This window comes from Paenibacillus sp. J2R1T-4, from assembly GCF_059692235.1.
Genome location: NZ_JCAUBA010000016.1, coordinates 78,386 through 100,447, shown reverse-complemented (window position 1 = coordinate 100,447; position 22,062 = coordinate 78,386). Strand labels below are relative to the sequence as shown.

Below are 22,062 nucleotides of genomic sequence, written 5' to 3'. Positions count from 1 at the left end.
GAGCGATAGCCATGTTAAAAGGATTGAATCAATGGTGTTTCCCAGCGGATACACCCCTGGACAAAGTGTTGTCCGTCAGCAGTGATGCAGGTTACGCTGCAGTTGAACTGAATTTGTATCCTTCCGGCGGAATCGGGTTCACGATGGATACAACGGCTGCAGAAGCAGAGGCAATTGCCAAACAAGCTCGCGATTATGGGCTCCAGCTCCGCAGTCTGTCAACCGGCTTAATGGGAAAGACGCCGCTCTCTTCCCCCGACGCTTCAGTGCGCGAGCAAGGTCGTAATGTTGTATCGAAGCAATTGCAAATCGCGGAGCTGCTCGGCATTGATACGATATTACTGGTCCCAGGGAATGTGAATGCGGAAACCTCCTACGATCAGTGTTATGAGCGCAGTCAGCGAGAGCTGCTTGTGGTAGCTGAAGAAGCCGAGAAGCGGGGCGTTACAATCGGGGTGGAGAACGTGTGGAACAAATTCCTGTTGTCACCTCTGGAGATGGCCCGCTATGTCGACGAGATTGGCTCTTCAAAAGTAGGCGCATACTTCGATGTAGGCAATGTGCTGCTGTTCGGCTTTCCAGAGCATTGGATCCGTATCCTGGGCAAGCGTATTGTCAAGGTTCACGTCAAGGATTTCAAAACCTCTGTCGGCAACTACGGTGGATTTGTACCGCTGCTAGCTGGTGATGTGAATTGGAAAGCGGTTCGGGAAGCGCTGCAAGAAATCGGGTATACCGATACCTTGACGGCTGAGTTAACAGCTTACGCGGTTGATCCGTATCAGATGGTGTATGATACTTCACGTCATCTGGATGTAATAATCGGCGGTCCGCAGCATTCGTAGGGAATAAGTGGATCACGAAAGCCTGACCTGGGTGAAGAACACGGGGTCAGGCTTTCTTGTGTGATCGCAGAAGATTCTTCTCTTTGTTATTGCAACAGCTCTACAATTTGTTCAGCTTCAGCCCCGCCTGCTTTGGCATGCTGCAGTAGCGGAATGCCATGGGGTCCAATCGCCTGCTTAAGTGCAGGGTTATCAGTGAGCATCGCTTGGACGAGCTCAGTTCTCCCTAACATCGCGGCGGAGAAAATGTCAATTCGAGCACCTTGCTCCAATAGAAATAAAGCAATATCACGTCTTCCCATATGAGCCGCAGCGCCTAGCGCAGTTTCCCAGTCTCCGCCCCCCCAATCCCATGCTGCATGGAGGAGTCCTGGCTCTTGCTTCAATAACTCTTGTACACGTTCCAGATCACCGTGAGCTTTTCCTACAAATTCCTTGACCAGATCCGCCTGAATAGCTCCTTTGTTCTCCATCGCTCATCTCTCCCTTTGTTATTGTAATAGATTAGCAGACTCCTGATGGCCTCTTGGTATGGCAACCTCATATGGAGTTTCGCCTTTATCATTGATTGCCGTCTTGTCGGCAGAGTGCTTCAGCAGCAGCCTGATGATCGACACCCGGCCAAAATATCCTGCTACGTGGAGCGGGGCCCAGCCCATTCGCCATTTTCCTTTACATCGGGCATTTACGTCCGCGCCGTTCTGAATAAGCATGTCAGCGACACGCTCATGATTGCCAGCGATTGCAGCATGTAACGCCATATTATTCAAGTTCCCGTCTTTACTTCTGGCATTGACCTCAGCACCCTGATCCAGTAAAAGCTTCACCGTCTCTTCATTGCCGAAATGCGAGGCTAGTCCTAGTGGTGTAAATCCATCTGTGTTATAGCTCGCGATTAAGGAGGGAGCCTTATGCAGCAGTTCGCGCACTCTTGCAGTGTCCCCAACAGCCGTTGCTTCAAAAATGTTCAGCTCTGCGCCATTGTTAAGCAATAGCTCTTTGATCTCATGGGCGCGGTAATAGGCAGCCATCAAGACGGCCGTTTCACCATTAGGATTGCTAGAGTTCACAAGCGACGCGTCTCTGTTAATGAGCTCTGCGACCTTATCCACATTGTTGATCTTCACTGCTTCGATCATTTCTTTACGCAGTTCATGTACGTTGTCTGCAAGCAACTTCGCTTTCTCCAATAAGTCTGTAGACGCCTGGATCCCAAGGCTGACGAAATGGGAGACAGCCCTGGAGCGATTCGTTTCAATACCTGATTCGACAAGCAAGTCGACAGCTTGCATCGATAGCTCATCTAGTCGAATCGAGAGGACTACGCTTTGTTTTTTCTTAGCGGGCATAGGCTATCACCTTTTTTGTAATTTTGTAATTAATATTACAATATCACATCAAAGGGTAATGGGCAATATGCGTTTACCCGAACAGATTTTCCTATTGTGAGTTTTTTGTGAGTTTGGAATGATAGGATGGTAGAAGTGGCAGGTGGAAGGGGAAAAGATTATGAAAGGATTAAAATATCGTAAACTGATCGGGATTGGACTGATCTTTTCGCTTTCCGTCGCTCTATTTGTCGGCATGTATGCGCACACGGTACCGGGCGGAAACGCTCCGAAAGCGACGAGAGGCATGCTCGACTTGTCGGAGTGGAATTTTCGAACCCTGGGCTTGGTCAACCTCGACGGCGAATGGGAATTTTATGAAGGACAATTGCTGGAGCCTGATGATTTCCGTGAAGGTGTTCTTCCTAACGCTTCCTACATGCAAGTTCCCGGAACGTGGAAAGGAAAACAGGCGGATAAGGGAATGAGCCGCAAAGGCATGGGGACGTACCGGCTGAAAGTGCTTGTGCAGGATCCAGACGAAATATACGGTTTAAAAGTGAAAAGCATCCGCATGTCCCACCGGCTGTTCATCGAGGGAAAGCTCAAAGGGGAGAGCGGGCAACCCGCTGCGGATAAGCCATCCCACGAGCCCGGTAATACGCCTTACAGCACATACATTCATGCGGAAGGCCGGCAAATCGAAATCGTCATTCAGGTCGCGAATTTCGTGTATCTTAGCGGAGGAATCGCAAACTCGCTTCCTTTTGGACTGAACGGTGACATGACGAATCTTGATGGCATTCAGATCGGTACCGATATCGCTATCATACTTATATTGGCTATGTTCGGAGCGTATCATCTCAGCTTATATTATTTGCGGAGAAAGGAAAAAATTTATTTGTTCAGCGGGTTGTATTCCTTAGCTCTGCTGTGCAGCCAATTGGTGTACGGCGAGAAAATACTGCTGAAGCTGATGCCGGGCATTCCATTCGAAGTTTCTTACAAGCTGCTTGATCTGAGTTGGTTTCTCAGCTCTATCGTCATCATCATGTTCTTCGGTTCGATCCATGAACGGCTCATGTCTACCCGTGTCATGGCTTGGACGGTAGCGCCGGCTTTCATTTATTGTGCGGCGGTCGTGACGCTTCCTTATCATGTACATACTGAGTTTAAAACTATTTTTTACCTCTATTTGGGTGTCGTTTCATTGTGCATAAACGGCAGAATGATATATTTGTTTGCCAGAGACCAGCGCTACGCATCGGACCGAAGGGAATTGGTGCTGTTCATCGGCGCGAGCCTGTCGTTGCTTGTTTATTTGGTCAACGGCACGCTGTATTCGGAAAACGTCTTTTCCACCGATATTCCAGGGAAGCTGGGTATCGTCTGCTTTATTACTTTCTTAAACATTCTACTCGCCATCCGGTTTACGAAAGCCTATGAAAAAACGGAGATGCTATCGCATCGGCTGGCGGTTTCGAACCAGCTGAAGGACGAATTTCTGACGCAAACGTCCCATGAAATCAAGACGCCTTTGCATGGCATTTTGAATATGACCTCTTATTTACTCGACGACGAGGAAAACAATCTGCTGCCGAAGCAAAAGCAGCACCTTTGGCTCATTAAGGACACGTCGACCAAGCTGTCGATGCTGATCCAGGATCTCATCGACGTCACCAGTCTGAAGCACGGGGAGCTGCGTCTGCAACAGACCGTCGTTGATATGAGGGTCGTCGTGAAAATTGTGTTTGACGTGCTGCAGTTCGAGCTCTCAGGCAAAACGGTCAAGCTGGACAATCGAGTCGGTCCCGATCTGTGGGTACTGGCGGACGAGAACCGGCTGCGCCAGGTACTGTACAATTTGGTGCATAACGCGATCAAAAACACGGCACAAGGCTCGATCACCGTAACGGCATCGAAGGCTGAAGGCATGGTCGTCGTATTCGTCGAGGATACGGGAAGAGGCATTGCCAAAGACAGGCAAGCGATAATTTTCGAGTATTTCGAGCAACAGGACAAGCCTTTTCCGCAGGACGAGTATACGGGAATGGGCGTCGGACTGTATGTAAGCAAAAAACTGGTGGAGCGAATGGGCGGAACGATTGGCGTCCATTGGTCGGAGCCAGGTCAAGGGACGCGCATGACGTTCACGCTTCCTGGAGTCGAGCGGATACCCGCATACCGGGAAGCGGCTGCCGCCTCCGAAGAGGCGCAGCGGATTACCGGAGAAGCATATCCGCTAGATTCTCATGAGAATCATGACTATACCGTTATGATCGTCGACGACGAGGCCTCCAATATACATACGCTGTTAAATATATTGAAGCGGCACCGGTACAATGTCATTTCGGCATTCTCGGCCAAGGAGGCGCTTGACAAATTAACGAAGCACCGCAATGTCGATCTCGTCATCATTGATGTGATGATGCCGGATATTTCGGGCATCGAACTCTGCAGGTTGCTGCGAAGCCATTATTCCATTCTCGATTTGCCCGTTCTATTCGCTACGGTGAAAGATTCTCCACAGGACATAGAAGCAGGCTTTCGGGCAGGAGCTAACGATTATGTAACGAAGCCGTTCTATGGTGAAACGCTCATCGCGAGAATACAGACGCTTATTGCCATGAAAACGTCGATTCAGGAAGCGATACGCAACGAGCAAGCTTTTCATCAGGCGCAGATCAAGCCCCATTTTCTGTACAATGCGCTGAGCAGCGTCATTTCTTTTTGCTATATGGACGGAGAGAAAGCGGCCTATTTATTGACCATGCTCAGCCAATATTTGCGGTATATTCTGGAGATGGACCGTTCCACGCTGTTCGTCCCCCTGTTCCGCGAGTTGGAGCTTATCGAGGCGTATGTCGAAATCGAGAAAGCGCGCTTCGGCGAACGATTTGATTTCGATTGTCAGTATGATGCAACTACTTTGGATATGGAAATCCCGTCTCTCAGTATCCAGCCCTTCATCGAAAATGCGATCAGGCACGGGTTGTTCGAAAAAGAAGGGCATGGCACAGTCAGCCTGAGGGTTCTCCAAGGAGACCGATATATCCAAGTCATGATCGAGGACGACGGCGTCGGCATACCGGATGATATTCTCTACCAACTGACCACGGGTGAAATGCAGATGGGCGGCATCGGCATTCCGAACATTCGAAAACGGCTCGATTCGATCCCCGGTGCGGCGTTGAACATTCATTCGGAGCTGGGTTCCGGCACCAAAGTTACGATTTATTTGCCGTTGCCTTACAAGGAAACGACCGATCCGGTTCAAGAAAGGAGAGACGGGCATGTTTAGCGTCGTTATCGTGGAAGACGAAAAACCTATTCTGGAATTGATGAAGGTCGTCATCGGCCGAAACCCGAATTATTCAATCACAGGCGCGTTCACGAGTCCGCTTGAGGCGCTGTCGCGTTTCGCCGAGCTCCAGCCGGATGTCGCGTTTCTGGATGTAGAAATGCCGAAAATGAACGGACTCGAGCTCGCGCATAAAATTAACGAGCTGTCGGAGCGGACGAAAATCGTGTTTACGACAGCGTATAAGCAATATGCTTTGGACGCTTTTCATGTGTACGCATTCGATTATATTTTGAAGCCTGTAACACTTGCGGCAATCGATCGTGTGACCAACCGTCTGATCAAGGAGCGACAGCACGCCGTTCCTGTCAAAAAGGCAGTGCGAGCTCCCACGTTAAAATGCTTCGGAGGACTAGAGGTGCGAAATCCGGACGGCGAGCTTGTCCGGTGGCCGACCCGCAAAACGGAGGAGCTATTCGCCTATCTCCTATGCCATCCGGGCAGAGATATCGGCAAGTGGCAGCTTGCCTATATGCTGTGGCCGGATATGGACGAGGAGCGGGGATCGCATAATTTGCACAATACGGTGTATAGGCTCAAAAAAATACTCAAAGAGCAAGAAATCGGCATGAATGTGCAGAAGACGAATGACGGATATATTTTGGAAACGTCCGATCTGGAGTACGATGTGCTCACATTTCAATCGTACGCTCTAACGCCGGAAGGAAAGGAAAGAGATGCGGCGGAGGCGGAAAGGCTCTGCTCTCTATACCGGGGGCCATTATTGGAAAGAAAGGACTATCTTTGGAAGGCTGCGCTAGAAGAAAGCTGCAGCAAGCTATATGCTTCCCTGGTAGACGCTCTTGTCCGACGGGATCTGACACAGCTGTATTGGAACCAAGCGGAGCAAAGGCTCGACGCTTATTTGGCTCTATACCCTTTGGACGAGGAGATGAATCAGCTTTTGCTTGACGTTTATGCGCAAAGCGGGGGCATTGATAAAATGACAAGGCATTTTGCCCGGTTTGAGGCGTCTTACCGCATGGAAATGGGGCTGGATCCGCCGCAGGCGATGAAAGAGCGGGTAATATCCTATTTGAAATAATCGGGACGGGCGTTCGCGGCTCACATATTGGCAAGGCAGGAGGCTGGTTCTCTCTGCCTTTTTTTGTTGCGCTCGGGTTTTGGGAGAATTTTGTGAGACTGTGTTGCTACAATTTCCTTGCGCTCCTTAATTGCTGTTCAGCAGCGCTAGATTGACGCTAAGGAGGTGAGCGCTATTGAAGCGAAAAAGTAAAAATGTGTTGCTTTTAATTGCGGCAATGTATTTGTTTTTCAATCTTTTTTCTATTTCTGAGGCAGATCCTCTACAAGTGTACGATGCAGAGGGAATATATGGATTTGCTCAAAAGTCAACCTTTTATGTCCGGGCTTTTAGAGCCGATGGAACATTGAAAGATGTAGGTACGGGTTTTATGGTCAGCCAGGAAGGCATGGCGCTTACCGCTTACCACGTAGTAAAAGATGCGGATCGGATAACCTGCGTTCTCGATGACGGAACGGTTATTGATCCCTGCAAAGTTGTGGCCGAAGATCTAACAGCGGATACGGCGGTGCTGCAACTGTCGCCTGCTCCGGGCGGCTCCGGGCAAGAACGCAGCTACGATCATTTGACACTGAGGGCGAGCAAAGCGAATCACGGGGAGAACGTATTCGCCATCGGCTATCCGATGAAAGAAACCAAAATCATTACGGAGGGAATCGTCAATAGTCCAAAAGCCGAGATAAACGGCAGAGACCGAATTCTGGTATCCTCGCAAATTGTGAGCGGAATGTCAGGAGGACCGATTTTGGACAAGTATGGTGCTGTTATTGGGCTCATCTCCGGCTCCCTCCGCACAATGAACAATATCCATCTCGTCGTCGGCGCGGAGGACTTAGTCAGAGTCATGGCAAGAGGGGAATGACGAATCGTGAACGCAAGACAACCCCACCAAAAACAGGAGGACTAGACATGAAGCAATGGATAAAGCGTCAAGCATCGATCTTTCTGGCTGTCTGCATACTGATGACGGGCTTCTCCCAGGCATCGACCGATAGGGTTGAAGCGTCCGTCAGCACGAATACCGATTATAAAGATATTTTCGTGCACGGCGCGAGAATTTTGAACTACAAGGATATGCAATCCTGGAATATGGGTTATAGGAATGACAGCCTGAACGCTTTTTCCGCTTTCTATAGGAAAGCGTACGGAGGGGCGCCGTTATCCGGTGTGTACGTCTCGACCATCGGCGACGATATCGATCCCGGAGGGAGCAAGGAATTCACCGATACAGACATTCATGGCATAGACGGCCACTTCATTGGAAAATTCCGCGTTTCGGAGATAGACGAGCTAAGGCAGCTGGCTGAAAGCGGTACAGCAAAATTCATGGTCAGGGTCGCCAAACTCGACAGCACAAGTGACAACGGAGCGTGGATCTGGGCCTATACGGATAAGCAGGATCGCTCCGGCGATGTGAACGGCGAGCATGATGGCACGGCTAAAGAAGGGTGGGATAGAAGTCCTTCCAAGTGGAAAGACGGTTCCAGCAGTGAAGACCCTGACAAATACAACATCAATTCGGGATGGCTGGACTTCAAGTCGGACGACTACATCATCATTGAGACGGAGACGAACAACGCGGGAACGCAAGTGCTCGGTATTGAATTATATTTCGCGGATATCGACCGCCCAGCGTTTAAGGACTATACGTTCACGTCGGACGGAACCGAGCGTGACAATACGAAGATCGATCAGAAGGAACTGTTCCTGAAGAAGGATCAAAGCATCCGTCTGACCTATAACCTGAGCGAGCCCGTAAAGGCGGGGGCACCTATCAACAATATGTTAAGCCATCAGTTGTTCATGAACCCTGCGGGAACGGGGCTGCCGGGAGCTGGGGGATTTCCCGGTCCGGGCTTGACACTGACGCCGGGCTCTGCGAACGGATATACGAAGGCTCTTCCCTATGTGTATACGGCATCGGATTACGAGCATACCGGCAATTTGCCGATTGCGAACGGCGGGGAGTTGACCGAGAAGGCGGCGGACAACCGGGATACGTTATGGACGAAAATCGACGAGGCCGATTTCCACGATGCCGCGGGCAATCCGCTGCAGATGGACAACTTCGGCAAGACAGCAAGCGCTTCGAGCAGTGAGTATTTGAAAGGCAAGAACGTCAATCCATTCGAATACGGAACGGATCTAGGGTATCGCCTCATTGTGGACGCCGTTCCGCCGAAATATTCGCTAGTCGCGAACGGCATTCAGCCGGACATTCTTACGGGAAGCACCTTGAATAAAGGAGACTTCATCGACTTCAAAGTCCAGTTGACGGAGGACACGATTGTCAAGGAAGAATGGCCGAGAGAAGGGCTGTTCCTGCTGTTGAACAATAGTATGAAAGCTTACTATGTGGGCGGTTCCAATACCAGCTTGTGGACGTTCAGGGCAACTGTTCAGGACAACGACTTGGACGTTTCCCTGCTCAAGGCGATTGCCTTGTCGCACGACTTGAAGGGGGACAACTCCGACAAGGGAGTCATCCAGGATTACGCGGGCAATCTTTTGATGGATGCGGCGAATGCGGACCGGACGGAAAGCACGGATCCCGCCCAAGCGGTGCCGTATACGAAGATCGATTGGGCGAAGCTGTCCATCGACAATACGAAGCCGGTTATCGGCTACCGATACGAGGCGGGAGGCGCCACGGACATCGGTTACATGAAAACTGGAAAGGTGACGATCGACGCCAACGATCCGGGCATCATTGGACCGCCGCTTGAGCCGGACTTAAGCGAACGAGGGGTCGAACGGCCGAGCAAGGGCATTTACCGCCCGCAGAACATGACCGGCTCCCCATCAGACAGCTCGCCGGGAGTGGGGCTCGTTTACTACTATTGGAGCAATAGCGGTCAAAATCCACTCGCAGATAAAGAAGGTGACCATTTCGCAGCCGTCAAACGGTATTCGCTTACGGGTAAGCAACCTAGAGAGGGATTGTACCCGGGCGAATTGGCCGACTTCGACCTGATGGTCGTCAACAACAAAACGAATGCGCTGTTGCCTCCGCAGGAGGCGTTTGCCGCCGAAAGCGGCGGCATGTGGTACCTGCACACATGGACGGCCGATATGACCTGGGATACGGCCAGAGAGCTGATGCAGTACAACAAAATGAAAGCTTTCAAAACCGCTAGACCGGATCAGTACCAGGCATGGATCGACGAGTACAAGCAAAACAACCAGCCGAATCCGTCTGATGCCGATGCTGTCGTATATGCCGACCGCAAAGCACTTCAGACGGTAGGAGCTTACAACGATCTTTCCGTATGGACCCCCGCAGACTTCAAGTATGAAGATTCCAACTGGGTCTACGCAAGCGCGCCGCTGGCTTTGGACAATAAGAAGCCTTCCGTGACGATCGGGACCGCGAACGGAGATCATACGGCCGAGGTGACAGTGGCGGTTCAGCTTGCGGATGAACATAGCGGAATCGATCCCGACCATGCGAAGTTCCAATGGGTAATGGTCGGCAGTGAGCCTGATCCGGAAGACGGCTGGGCGAAAATCCCGGACACCGGGGTGGTGACCACGCTGAATCACGTCATCGAAGACGGCGAATACGAGTTGCATATAACCGCAGCCGACAAGGCCGGCAACCGGACGTCGCTCAAGCGAGACGGAACCATTGTCGTCGACTCGACGCTCAACATTCAAACGTCGTTCACCCCAGAAGCAAGCGTCGATGGCTATGTACAAAGCCATGATATTGTATTCGGCATTTCGGGGCTGGCCACGGACAATGTGGAATATGCATTCAGCCCTTCTCCGGCGCGGTCCGAGTCGCTCGTGTATAAGTCGGTTACGTCCGCGGTATACGGCAGCAGCGTCGCCTCAGCCGTGTACGGCGTCAGCGTGACGGCTTCCGTCTACAGCAGCGTCACTTCCTCCGTTTACGGAACCTTTACCGTACCGAAGGACGCCACGCTGAACGGCGTCCAACACCTGCACATAAAAGTGAAGGAGAAGGACAAAGACCGGTACTACTATTATTACAAAGCTTATTCTTTCGACAATGCCGCACCGGAGGTCGGCTTCAGCCTGACGGGTGTTGCGTATCCGAAGGCGGCGCATCGCGTGGTTGTAACGGTCTCGGACCTGTACAATTCGGTCGGAATGACGGTGAAGTACCAGTGGGTCAAGTCTTCGGATGCTGCCCCTGATAAAGCTTCCGCCGGCTGGTTGGCTTTGCCAGGCGATGATACGGCTGTTATTGACAATACGGGGCTGGCTATCGGAGAATACGCCGATTACGTTCTGTACATGTACGCAACAGACGGAGCAGGCAACGACGCGCTCACCCATACGGATGCCTTCAAGGTGAGTAAGGAAACGAACGCCCCGATCGAAATCACGCAATCCGATCTGCTCTATGTGGATGGCGATGCGATCGATGGATACGAGGCTATCGTCAAGCTCGATCTTAAAAATGCAAATAAAGAAGGCTTCGAATATTCGATTTCTCCGGACGGCGGAACGACGTGGAATGCCTGGATGCCATACAGCAATTTCGTGAAGGCCAGCGTGGCAAGCAACAACGCCAACCAATTAAAGCTGAAGGTCAAATTCAGATCGGGTTCCGGCCAAGCAAGCGATATTGTCAGCTTGAATACTAATCTGTATTCCCCTGTCGAGCCGCTTCACGGGATTGCCGTTCACAGTACGCTGCGGCCTGTAGGAGCAGGCGGCACAGTATCGCTAATCATAACGGTTCCTGCCGGAATCAAGGTCGTGCCGTCGCCGATATCGGTCAATCCGATGGTGCCGGTCCGCATAGCGGGCAATACGTTCGAAGTTACGATGAACGGGCTGTACACCTTTGAAATGACAGATGTGGTCAACAGCGCGAGAACGGACAGACTGCTCGTCGTCGTGAAAAATTTCGACACTACGGCACCGGTAGGCAGCATCGAGTACAAGGTGACCCGGCAAACGGCTTCCGACGTATTGGTCAAGCTGGACACTTCCGAAGACGTCCGTATTTTGAATAACGACGGGAAATCGAGCTTTACGTTTACGGATAACGGCACGTTCACGTTCCTGTTTGAGGACGAAGCGGGAAATGCCGGTTCCGCGACCGCAACCGTCACCAATATCGACAGAACGCCGCCTAGCGTTCATATCGTCAAATCGTATGCGTACGGGGAGAACGGAAGCAAGACGTTCAAGACAGTTGCCGACGCATCGGGCCAAGTCGTGCTCGCCCAAGGGGTGACGCTGGCAGTCGAGGAAACGAGACCTAGCGGTAAAGAGTTTAATTCGATTCGCGGAAACAGGCAGGTCACTCTGTACGATAACGGCACGGCCGCATTCACCGTTCAGGACAAGCTGGGCAATACATCGGTGCTGGAGGAGAGTGTAACCAACATCGTATCGAGCATGCCCGATCCTTCCGAGTTGACGTACGAGTTCACGGACGAGAACGGTAATCCGCTGCCGGAGCAAGCAATTGTGATGATAGGCGGCATGAGGTACGCCAAAGGCAAAGTGAAAGCGACCGTCCGCGGCACAGTGGAGGCGCCGAATCAAGTGTTTGCCGGAACCGTCCCATTGGCTGAAGGAGCTGGCTACGCCAACCTGATCAGCGATACCTCCGGCAACTATTCATACTCAAAGCTGTATGCAGCCAACGGAGAGAAGCGGGTTGTCATTAGCGATCTTCTCGGCAACGTCAGCAAACCGGTATTCGAAGTGGAAGGGCTGGACAATACGGCACCGACGATCGCGTTGAACACAGCGTATGTGGCGGTATCGCAGTTCAAGCAAGACTTCGATGCAACTGTCGATTTGGGCGGCTACAACGTTTCCGACAATGTGTCGGAAAGTAGCAAGGTGACGGTGACCGTGACCGGCCTGGATCTTTCGATGCTGGGTACGCAAACCGTAACCTATGTCGCGATAGACGAAGTAGGCAACACTGCCAGCGTAACGCAAAAGGTTGTCGTCCTGTCGAACGCCGGACTTCTGATCGTCGGCAACGATCAAATCGTTTCGTCGGCTTTGAGTGAGAGCATTCTGTACGACCGGAACGACATTACCTTCAACATTTCCCGCTACAACGTGATGGAAATCGAAGGAGAAAGCATGGTCAATGAGCTCGGAACGTACGACATCTTCTACTTCAACGGTCTCTATCGCGAGGGCCAGATGAAATATATCGCCCGGCAAATCACGATGGATCAGCTAGTGAACAATGCCTTTACCGTCGAGTTCCCGGAAACAGGCTGGTATACGATTATCGTAAGAACCCAAGAGAGGGAGCGGGAATTTGCAAGCTTCTTCATCGGAAAAATGAACAAGAAGGCCGGCAACTGACGCTAGCCGAGCATGAAGCATACCGAAGCGCGAGGACAAGCAGCCTTGCACCTCGGTATGTGATTGTATTTAACAGAAGGAGTAGTGGCGGATGAGAGCAATCAGGAAGTACTTGGCTATTCTACTATTTGTATCGCTAGTTATGAATTTCCCTATGGCCGCTCTGGCCAACGAGGTCGGCAAGGACAAGGTCACGGTGCTCGGCAACGATTACATTAAGGTTACGGTGGACAATTATACGGGCCGGTTCGCGATTCGAACGGTCGACGGACAGCCGATACGTAAAAACGACCAGCATGTGGACATGATGTTCAGGGGCGATGATCCTGAATCTTCTTTTACTACCTTTCGTATCGACGGAACCGACTATATTTTCGGAAATCCATATAAATTCGCTCCTTCGTTTTTCTCGGAAATTACTATGCCCCAAATTGTTGAAAACCCCAATGGAACGAAGCAGATTGAAACCGTATGGAGAATAAAAGGGGTAGAAATCAAGCAAATTTTGATGCTGTATTTCGACGTCAAGGACAAAGTTAATTCAGGGAACGTAAATGTGAGGTACGAGGTGATCAACCATAACGGCGCCGATGTACAGGTGGGCTCCCGAATTTTGCTCGATACGATGGTCGGCGCAAGCGACGGGCCTGCCTTCCAGGTGGGTACCGCGTACAAGGCGCCATTGCAGGTCGAACGGAAGCTTATCCATAATCCGGAGGATGACAGCAGCATTTCGGAAGAGGAGAGAGCTCTCTATAAGCTGCCGGCCTATTGGGTCATGAAGGATAAGCTGGACAAAGCGAATCCGCTGGCGACGAATGTGATCGCGTACGGCTTCAACAACTTCTCGGAAGCGGATATCCATATCGTCGACGAAATGGTCGTCGGCCACTGGAATCGGATGGCTAATACGAAGTGGGAGTATCAAGTCAATCCGAATCTCGATTTTACGACCGATACGAACGATTACGGCACCGCCGATTCGGCTGTCGCCTTCTACTGGAATCCTAAGACGATCGCAAGCGGGAACAGCCGAAGCTTTGAGACGGTTTACGGCATCGGCGAGATCGTGGAGCCGGACAAAGTGTTTTCAATCCGCTATATCGATCCGGTCAATCAGCTAGCCACGTTGGAAGACGGCAGCGCCTATGCAAGCGAAGGCGTGTTCGATATCGTGGCCGAAGTCGAAAATCTTGCTGCCTTTAACATGGAGCATTCCAGTATCAACGTAGAGCTGACGCTAAATAATGGCCTCAATTTCGTGAAGCTGGACAATATAGGCAATATCGTCCGCGATACTCAGGGCAACATCATGACCTTGACTACGCGTACCGCGTCCTTGCCCTACCAGAAGGAAGCGACGCCTGAGGAGGCGGAGGCGGGCATCATTCCCAAATACAAGCCGGGAGAAACGATTACGGCGTCGTTCAAAGTCGTGGCCAAAGGCAAAGCGTGGCCGACAACCAAACAATATTTGCTCACCGTCAAGAGTCCCGAAACAGAGGCGAAGCTGGAGAACATGAAGGATGACTCCATCAAGGCGCAATATGCGTCTAGCAAGTCCAACTTCGTATTTCTGCCTGCCGTAGGGGAGGGAACGCCTACCTTCGTGTATGCCATTTCGCCTGAAGAAGCTTACAGCTCAGACGTCAAATATATTACGCTCAACTTATCCAATATTGAAGCGTATAACGCGGGTAATGCGACGACCGATCCGAACTTCGACTTGTACTTCAGAGAAGTCATGTCAGGCAAGCGCTATAAAGTGCCTGTCCGCGATTCCGTTCTTATCCAGCCTGCCAACGAAGGCGTGACCGGGGATATGCGGATCACGTACCGGACCGGTGATCTGGTCGACGAGAAAGGCGATGTAGTCAAGGACGGCAATGGGAAGCCGATGAGGGATCTCGGGCCGGAGCTGCCGCTTGGCGAGTACGTCGCCGAGATCGATTTCAAGGGGCAAGCGGGGGACGACCCGGAAGCGGCCCAGTTGTACGACGTTACGACACAGCAGCGGTTCAAGGTAAGCAATAATGATGAGGCAAGATTGCGCAAAGCGAATATTCTGGCTGTCGTGAAGAAAATGGTTGACCTGAAAACGACGTATACGCATGAAACAAAGGAGGCGATTGAGGAAGCTTTTCCGGGATATACGGTCCGGAACAGCGATCAGTTGACGGCGGATGTCGCGGCGTTCTCATCCATAAAGATGGCGCTGAAAACGGCCGGCAAGCTGGTTGACCCCGAGTACGATATGGAGTCGGCCCTATCGGTCGACGAAGTGCCAGCGTACCGGTTGGAAGCTTTCGAAAGCGAGGAAGAGCTGGAGGCGTTCAAGGAGGAAGCTGAGGAGAGCGGAAACGAAGTGCTGGTTGAAATCACCGGAATGATCAACCAGATCGGGTCGGGCGACGAGGCGGAATATGTAGTAGACACAAAGACGGAGCCTGCCATCATCAACGATAGCGTTGCGTATCGCGGCAAGGATATGGTTTTTGCCAAAGGGGAGCTCGATATATTCGGCATTAAGGCGAATGTGGGCGGCATTCCGTTTTTCAACACCCTGAATGTCAAGGGAGACGGTACCCTTAGTGTGGCTAGCAGTGGGTTCGTGTTCCATAAAGGAGAATGGACGCTCGATTTCTACAACGGCTTCGACAAGGCTCTGTCCAAGGACGACGAGGAAGAGGAAGAGGAGCCCAAAGAGGAAGAAGAAGAAGCGGGCGGCGAGGACGATTCGCTCAACGGCTCCTTGCAGTGGGCGGTTGGAGGGTTGGGAGACCGGTTGAATCCGCTTCGCCAGCTGATGATCGAGGATGTTTATTTCAATCGGCATAGCTTGTTTGCCGCGCCCAGCTTCTCGATCAACGGGTTCGGGCTGAAATTCAACGATTTCATTATACGGGAAGGCGGCATTTCCTTCGGGGGCGCCATCTCGCTCAAGATCGTCGATTCCGAAATCAAAAATGTCATTTTCAACGATAAAGGGTTCGTCGGGATTGACGCGGATCTGAAGTTCAGACTGCCGAAGAGCATCGGGCTGATCGACGCTCCCGACGAGGATGCGGCATCAGGTGAGATCAACATTGTCCACTACGTGCAAGAGGTAGAGGATGTAGAAAATACGTACGGGCTCAAATTCGAAGCCGACCTTCGCGGCATTACGACGATCGGCGTCGAAATCGAATTCAAACAGGTAGCCGACAAGCGCATTCTTCCGAATGTCATCGGTTTCTCTGCAGGATTGGGAGACCCCGGCGTCATGATTGCGGGCGGCACTTATTTGACCGCTATCCGCGGAGCGATTCGTGAGCTTGCGGATACGATAGCCGGAGGCTCCGGCGATTTTCCGCTGACGGTCGAAGCGGGAGCGGACATTTCGTTCGGTATGGCGCCCGCTACATTTTATGGAAGCATCGATTTGACGCTCAAGAGATCCGGCATCAAATTGGTAGGCAAGCTGGACTACAGCCCGAGTGCCAATTCCGAGCGGCTCGTCATGCTGAAGAAGGCAACCGTCGCCGCGCAGTGGATGACGCCTTGGTTCGTAAGCGCGTCCGCTGAAATCGACGTTCTCGGCTGGGATGTCATTATCGGGAAAGCGTCCATCTTTCTCGGCCAGAATCTGATCAAGAACAGAATCGACTTCGAGGGCTTCATCGGGGCGAAGGTGCAAGTGCCTTCCGACGTTCCGGTCTTGGGCGGGATGGCGCTGGGCGGCATTTCGCTCGGGGTCAACAACGACAAGATGTGGGGCAGCGTAACGATCCTGTTTCTCAGTCTCGGCATCACGTACTATTTCGACGGCGGCGTCGAGTTCGGTACCTCAGGAGAAGGGAATCCGGAAGGACTGCTCTACTTGCAGGTTCAGGACCCGGAAACCGGGCCGAAGCTGATCGTGCTAGGTCAAGGCATCGAGACGCTTGCGACCTCGTGGGTGTCGAAGGAAGAAGAGATCCATCCGATCATCTACCGCAGCGTTGCGGACGGCGTCACCATGCTCGACGACGGTTCGCTGAACGTCGGCATCGGCGGCGTACAAGTGACGAATGGGGGAAAAACGCATGTCGTTCCGATGGATAAAGTGACCGGAAATGCGCTGCTTGAAGTGGAATATTTCGGCAACCGGAAGCCCGAGCTCGTTCTGAAAGACAACACGGGAACGGACTATCGACTCATTTATGACGAAACGAAGAAAAATCCGCAAGCGAATGCTTTTACGCAGCACATTGCGGCTGAGCGTTCGACTGACGGGACAGACAGCAGAAAAGTATATATTGCGGTTCCGAAAGAAAGGCTTAACGGCGGCAAGTGGACGCTGTACGCCGATCAGCGAGTGGAGTCGAAACTGTTGAACATCCCGCAGGTTGCCAAGCTTGAAGAAATCAAGCTGGATGCGGACCCGGCGGATGCCAACATATTTACCGCCGCTTGGAAAGCGAGTCATGCGAAGCCCGGTGACACGGTAAGCCTGTACTTGACGAAGGACCCCGTGAACGGCGAAACGACGACGGTCAGCGGCGAGGATGTGCTGAATCCGGGAGATACGGGGCTCTTGATCGCCAAAGATTTGAATGTTGCGAGCAACGGCGGCACGGTCGGCGACGTGACGACAGGCAACACGGCAATCGACGTATCGCGCGTATCGCTGCTCGGGGATACGGAGGATATTCGCGGCATGCTTTCGCAGGGAGAGTATTACTTGCGGGCGGAGCTGAAGTCGTCAAGCAATTTCCAGACCCGGACGACGACGAACACATTCGAGATCATCGATCCGCTGGCACCGTCCGCGGTCAGCGATGTGCAGGTTGAACCTGTTGGCAACGGCTATTTCGAACTGTCCTTTAAGCCGGCAGCCAAAAAACCGGCTCAGGCTGGTTACGAGCACAGCTACTCGATCGACGTGCTGCAGCAAAAAGACGGGCAACTGGAGCTGTATCCGAACTTTGGTTCCCTTCTGCTGAATGAAGAAGAGCTCAAGCCGTATTGGAATCCGCAAAGCGGGAAGTACGAACATATTCGGCTCGGCGGCTGGACGGCGACCTCTAATTCGAACGAGGTGGACCATTCCAGCCTGGAGGGGAAGCCGTTCGCCGAGAAACTTAAATATACCGGTCTCGAAGTCGGACAGCATTATGTCGTGGGTGTATCCGGAGCTGTCAAGCCGCCGAAAACGGCCGACAAGCATGGAAATTTGCATTTCTCAGGCCGGATCGATACGGAAAGCACGCTGCTGCCTGAACCGAGCAAGCCCAAGTTGTTCGTACAAGCGATGGATGCGAAGCTGCTGAGCGCCGTGCCGAGCGCCTACACGGAGCTGATGGTCAATACGACGAATCAGAGTATCGCACTCTCATCGGATCAGACAAACGTCGAGGTCGAGGCCATCTATGCGGAAAGCTCATTGGGCAAAATCGATCTTGCTCATAACGCAAGCGGCAGTGTGGGATCGTTCGATTTCACAAACTTCACGACAGACGGCACCTATGCCGTCGAGCTGAGAGCGAAGAACAAGCAAACCGGCGATTACTCGGTCATCATGCTCTACTTGACTGTGGATACGATCGCGCCGGTCATCTATATCGATAAGCCGCTCACCGGCGACCGGACACATGACGCGAACATAACCGTGTCCGGAACAACGAGCAACGATGCGATTCTGATGGTGAACGGAACGGCCATTCCGGTTCAGCCGAACGGTAAGTTCATTGGTGTGGTGCCAGTGACAGGCAGCGATCCGACAGTCAAGTTGAAGCTTACAGCCACCGATAAAGCGGGCAACCGAAATGAGGCGTCGGTCATGGTGACCAACGATGCGTACAAGGTCCCGGTTGCGTTGGTGCTTCGCAAACTGCCGATATTGCAGCCGGATCAATCCGGCCGCGTGGAAGCGCTCCTGAGGATGCCGGACGGCAAAGACGCTGCCGGCAAGCCGAAATTCAAGGAAGTGGCCATACCGGATGAAAATCTGGGCAAGCTTAACTTCTCCAGCTATCTCGGAGATGCGATAGAGGTAAACGGCAATGGCGCCGTCAAAGGGGTGAAGGAAGGTGCGGGCATCATCAGCGCTTCCTACAAGGTATCTGACGACATGTCGCTGGAATCGATGACCATCGTGACCGTCGCTTCGTCGGACGGCATGGAGCCGATCTCAGCTTACACCGCTCCAGTTGCCGGAGACGATAAGAAAACGAGGATTACGGTGGAAGCGGCGGGCGATATGGCGGGTACCGAGCTTGCTTACCGCAAGTATGCGAAGTCGGAGAGCGCAACGGTTCCGAACTATCTGGAAGATGTAGGCGGTTGGAGCTTGCTTCCTACGGACGGAATCGTTCAGGCGGCCGCCGGCGATGTGATCGTGGTTGTCAAGCGCAGGATGACAGGCAATCTCGCGCTAGGCGCCTCTCAGCGAATGGCCGCTTTGGTCTGGACAACAGGGACGCTTACGGCCTATGCGGAAAAGGTGTCGAGCGTTTACGACCAGACGAAGCTGGTCATCGCAAGCGAGGGCGATATGACATCCGATTCGGAGCTTGCGTATCGCGTATTCACGAATACGCCGACAATTCCGGCGGCAGGAACGGTTATCGCTGAGTATGCGACGTTCCCGGTAGGAGGCATGATCCCTGCTTATCAAGGAAACAAAATTTTGCTTGCCAAACGGTCGAAGGCAACGAAAAGACTGATCGAAGTAACACAGCCGATCACGGCGCTGACGGATACATTCGGAATGATCGCTTTGACAACCCGGAAGCTGGATAACGTATTCGATCAAACCCGGTTGGTTGTTGGTGAAGAGCCGATAGGCGCCGACCATGAGTATGTATATAAAGTATGGAATAACGGGGATGCGGCGCAGCTGCCTGCTCTGTATGACGATTTGAGCGGTTGGAGCGCGGTTCCCGATAACCGGATGGTCCCGGCGAAAGCGGAGCAATTCATAGTCGCGGCCAAGCGGATCAAAACGAGCAAGCTGGCGGTGGCGGCCTCCGCAAAAGCCGTGGCGTCCGTCGAGAGCTTCGGCAGCTTGACAGCTGCGGCCAGACCGGTGAATAACGCGCATACAAAAACGCAGATTGCCGTTGCCGGAGCAGGTTACATGGACGGATTCGAGCTCGTTTACAACGTATTTGCCAAAGGTACGGCCAGCACGCTGCCGGTACTTTACCAAGATATGTCCGGATGGGCGGTATTGCCTGTGGATGGAGTAGTAACGGCAGGTGCGGAGGACAAGGTCATCGTAGCGAAACGGACGCAAGCGGGTAAATTTGCGGTTGCGACCTCCTTGAAGGTAAATGCGGTCGTCGAAACGTTCGGGGCCATCAACGCGTATTCCGAAGCAATTGGCAACGAGTATGAGAAAACCCGCATCGTCGTTGCCGATCCCGGCGACTTGTCGAGCGCCGATCTCGTGTACCAAATTGTTAGCGACGATGAGTCTGCGCCTGTCAAAGGAACGGATCTCGGCGGCTTCCGCAAGCTTCCAGCGGATGGCATCATCGAAGCGAGAGCCGGCCAAACCGTCGTTGTGGCCAAGCGGGACAAGTCTTCGAACAAATGCGTAGCTGTATCGCAAAAAGTGACCGTTGCGACTGAGGCGTTCGGCAGCTTGAAGGCGGAATCCAATCAGATTGCATCGATAAGCAAGCAAACCGCCATAAAGGTGAATGATGCGGAGAATAGGAACGGTTACGAAATAGTATACAACGTGTTCAGCGGACAAGCTGCTTTGCCTAAGCTGTATGATGATTTGAGCAAATGGCCGGCGCTTCCGGAGTCGGGTCAAATTGCTGCCGATTCCGGAAATACCGTCATCGTAGCGGAACGGACGGCTGCCGGCAAATATGCGGTAGCGGCCGGCAAAGTCACCGCAAACGTATGGAGCGCTTCTATTGGAGGAGGCGGAGGCATTCCAGGAGGAGGCATTCCAGGAGGAGGCGGTACGCCGGGGGGGACGCCTTCGGGCATCCCGGATGTGCTGGTGAACGGCCAAAAAGCTTCGGTGCAGAAAAAAGACGACAGCATCCTTGTCGCGATTACTGATGCGGGCGCAGTGGGCGCGGATCAAACAAAGCTTACGATTGTATCGCAGGACAAGTCGGTAAACGGGTACGAATTCCAGCTAAGCAAATTGGTGTGGGAGCAAGCGGCCGCCCGCAATCAAACGATCAGCGTGGAATTGCCCATCGGAGGACTTGCATTCCCTGCGAGCGCAGCTTCTGGGCTTGGCGGCAATCTGAATGTCGGGATCGCCAGGAACGGCGCAGCGGAGCGAAGCGCATTCGAACGAATCGCGCGCGATTTGCAAGCGAATGTGCTAGGAGAGGGCGAAGGCGTGACGTTCGATATGCAAGTGGTGGACGCATACCGGAATCGGCAGGTAACGGCAAAGGTTGTGTTGTCGGAAGGCATAGACGCAAGCGATATTACAGCAGTCGTACTGAAAGACGCCAATGGGAATTGGACGACGGTTCCTTGGACGCTCGGCCATGATGGAGATCAAGCCTTCGTTCATGTAGGGCTTACAGGAAGCGGAAGCATCGCCTTCATCAGCAACCGCAAAAACTTTGCTGACGTGGAACAATCGAATTGGGCGAAGCAGAACATCGACGACGCGGCAAGCAAGCTGTTCATGCTCGGTAGAACGGACGATCGCTTCGAGCCGGACAGCCAGATTACGAGAGCAGAATATCCCACGGTCCTACTTCGCGTGCTTGGTCTTATGAACCAGAACTCGAACGAGCGCTTCGAGGATGTCGATCCATCCGATTGGTTCGCCAGAAGCGTGGCTATCGCGGCCGACAATGGCATCGTCGACGGCTTTACCGACGGCACCTTCAGACCGGAAGGAAAGCTTAGCCGCATCGAAGCCATGGTCATGGCAGGAAGAAGCTTGAAGCTGTTAGGAGCAGAAAGCACAATCACGGAAAGTGAAATCGACAGCACGCTTGAGGCCTTCAAAGACCAAGCATCCGTCCCGGAATGGGCTAGAGCGGCAACAGCGTTGTGCATCAAGTATGGCATTATTTCCGGCGAAGATCAGTCGATCAATCCGAATGCTGCCCTTACAAGAGCACAAGCTGCGGCGATTGCCGTCAGACTCAGCCAGATGATGACGATCAGCAATCCTTAATTCGTCGAAGTACACATTAGAGCAGGATGGTGTAA

The 22,062-nt window shown here is 52.6% G+C and carries 8 protein-coding genes; 6 read left to right on the top strand and 2 right to left on the bottom strand.

The window, feature by feature from the left end:
- The first annotated feature begins 11 nt into the window (after window positions 1–11).
- Window positions 12–845: a sugar phosphate isomerase/epimerase family protein gene (locus tag AC58QD_RS23385; RefSeq protein WP_497337421.1), complete on the top strand. Its 834-nt coding sequence runs from the start codon at window positions 12–14 to the stop codon at window positions 843–845.
- An 86-nt stretch (window positions 846–931) separates the two neighbouring features.
- On the opposite strand, the gene AC58QD_RS23380 is transcribed toward AC58QD_RS23385, so the two are convergent.
- Together AC58QD_RS23380 and AC58QD_RS23375 are read right to left on the bottom strand one after the other, a co-directional pair.
- Window positions 932–1,318 carry an ankyrin repeat domain-containing protein gene (locus AC58QD_RS23380; protein ID WP_497337420.1) on the bottom strand — a complete coding sequence of 129 codons (387 nt, stop codon included), beginning with the start codon at window positions 1,316–1,318 and terminating at the stop codon, window positions 932–934.
- 18 nt (window positions 1,319–1,336) lie between these two features.
- The gene (locus AC58QD_RS23375; RefSeq protein WP_497337419.1) at window positions 1,337–2,194 is read right to left on the bottom strand and encodes an ankyrin repeat domain-containing protein; all 858 of its coding nucleotides are present in this window, start codon (window positions 2,192–2,194) and stop codon (window positions 1,337–1,339) included.
- Window positions 2,195–2,354: 160 nt separating this feature from the next.
- Between AC58QD_RS23375 and AC58QD_RS23370 the strand changes: the two genes are divergently transcribed.
- From AC58QD_RS23370 to AC58QD_RS23350, 5 genes are all read left to right on the top strand, one after another.
- Window positions 2,355–5,474 (top strand): hybrid sensor histidine kinase/response regulator, encoded by a 3,120-nt coding sequence (locus AC58QD_RS23370; RefSeq protein WP_497337418.1) that lies wholly within the window; start codon window positions 2,355–2,357, stop codon window positions 5,472–5,474.
- The gene (locus AC58QD_RS23365; RefSeq protein ID WP_497337417.1) at window positions 5,467–6,579 is read left to right on the top strand and encodes a response regulator; all 1,113 of its coding nucleotides are present in this window, start codon (window positions 5,467–5,469) and stop codon (window positions 6,577–6,579) included. Before AC58QD_RS23370 ends, AC58QD_RS23365 begins: the two co-directional genes overlap by 8 nt.
- 175 nt (window positions 6,580–6,754) lie before the next feature.
- Window positions 6,755–7,441, top strand: a complete 687-nt coding sequence (locus AC58QD_RS23360; RefSeq protein WP_497337416.1) for a S1 family peptidase — start codon at window positions 6,755–6,757, stop codon at window positions 7,439–7,441.
- A gap of 47 nt (window positions 7,442–7,488) precedes the next feature.
- The gene (locus tag AC58QD_RS23355; RefSeq protein WP_497337415.1) at window positions 7,489–12,894 is read left to right on the top strand and encodes an Ig-like domain repeat protein; all 5,406 of its coding nucleotides are present in this window, start codon (window positions 7,489–7,491) and stop codon (window positions 12,892–12,894) included.
- Window positions 12,895–12,985: 91 nt separating this feature from the next.
- The gene (locus tag AC58QD_RS23350; RefSeq protein ID WP_497337414.1) at window positions 12,986–22,027 is read left to right on the top strand and encodes an S-layer homology domain-containing protein; all 9,042 of its coding nucleotides are present in this window, start codon (window positions 12,986–12,988) and stop codon (window positions 22,025–22,027) included.
- The last annotated feature ends 35 nt before the right edge of the window (window positions 22,028–22,062 follow it).

Bases quoted from the DNA above. Each gene is read 5' to 3' on its own strand.
- AC58QD_RS23385 (WP_497337421.1), top strand. From the start codon at position 12: ATGTTAAAAGGATTGAATCAATGGTGTTTCCCAGCGGATACACCCCTG.
- AC58QD_RS23380 (WP_497337420.1), bottom strand. From the start codon at position 1,318: ATGGAGAACAAAGGAGCTATTCAGGCGGATCTGGTCAAGGAATTTGTA.
- AC58QD_RS23375 (WP_497337419.1), bottom strand. From the start codon at position 2,194: ATGCCCGCTAAGAAAAAACAAAGCGTAGTCCTCTCGATTCGACTAGAT.
- AC58QD_RS23370 (WP_497337418.1), top strand. From the start codon at position 2,355: ATGAAAGGATTAAAATATCGTAAACTGATCGGGATTGGACTGATCTTT.
- AC58QD_RS23365 (WP_497337417.1), top strand. From the start codon at position 5,467: ATGTTTAGCGTCGTTATCGTGGAAGACGAAAAACCTATTCTGGAATTG.
- AC58QD_RS23355 (WP_497337415.1), top strand. From the start codon at position 7,489: ATGAAGCAATGGATAAAGCGTCAAGCATCGATCTTTCTGGCTGTCTGC.
- AC58QD_RS23350 (WP_497337414.1), top strand. From the start codon at position 12,986: ATGAGAGCAATCAGGAAGTACTTGGCTATTCTACTATTTGTATCGCTA.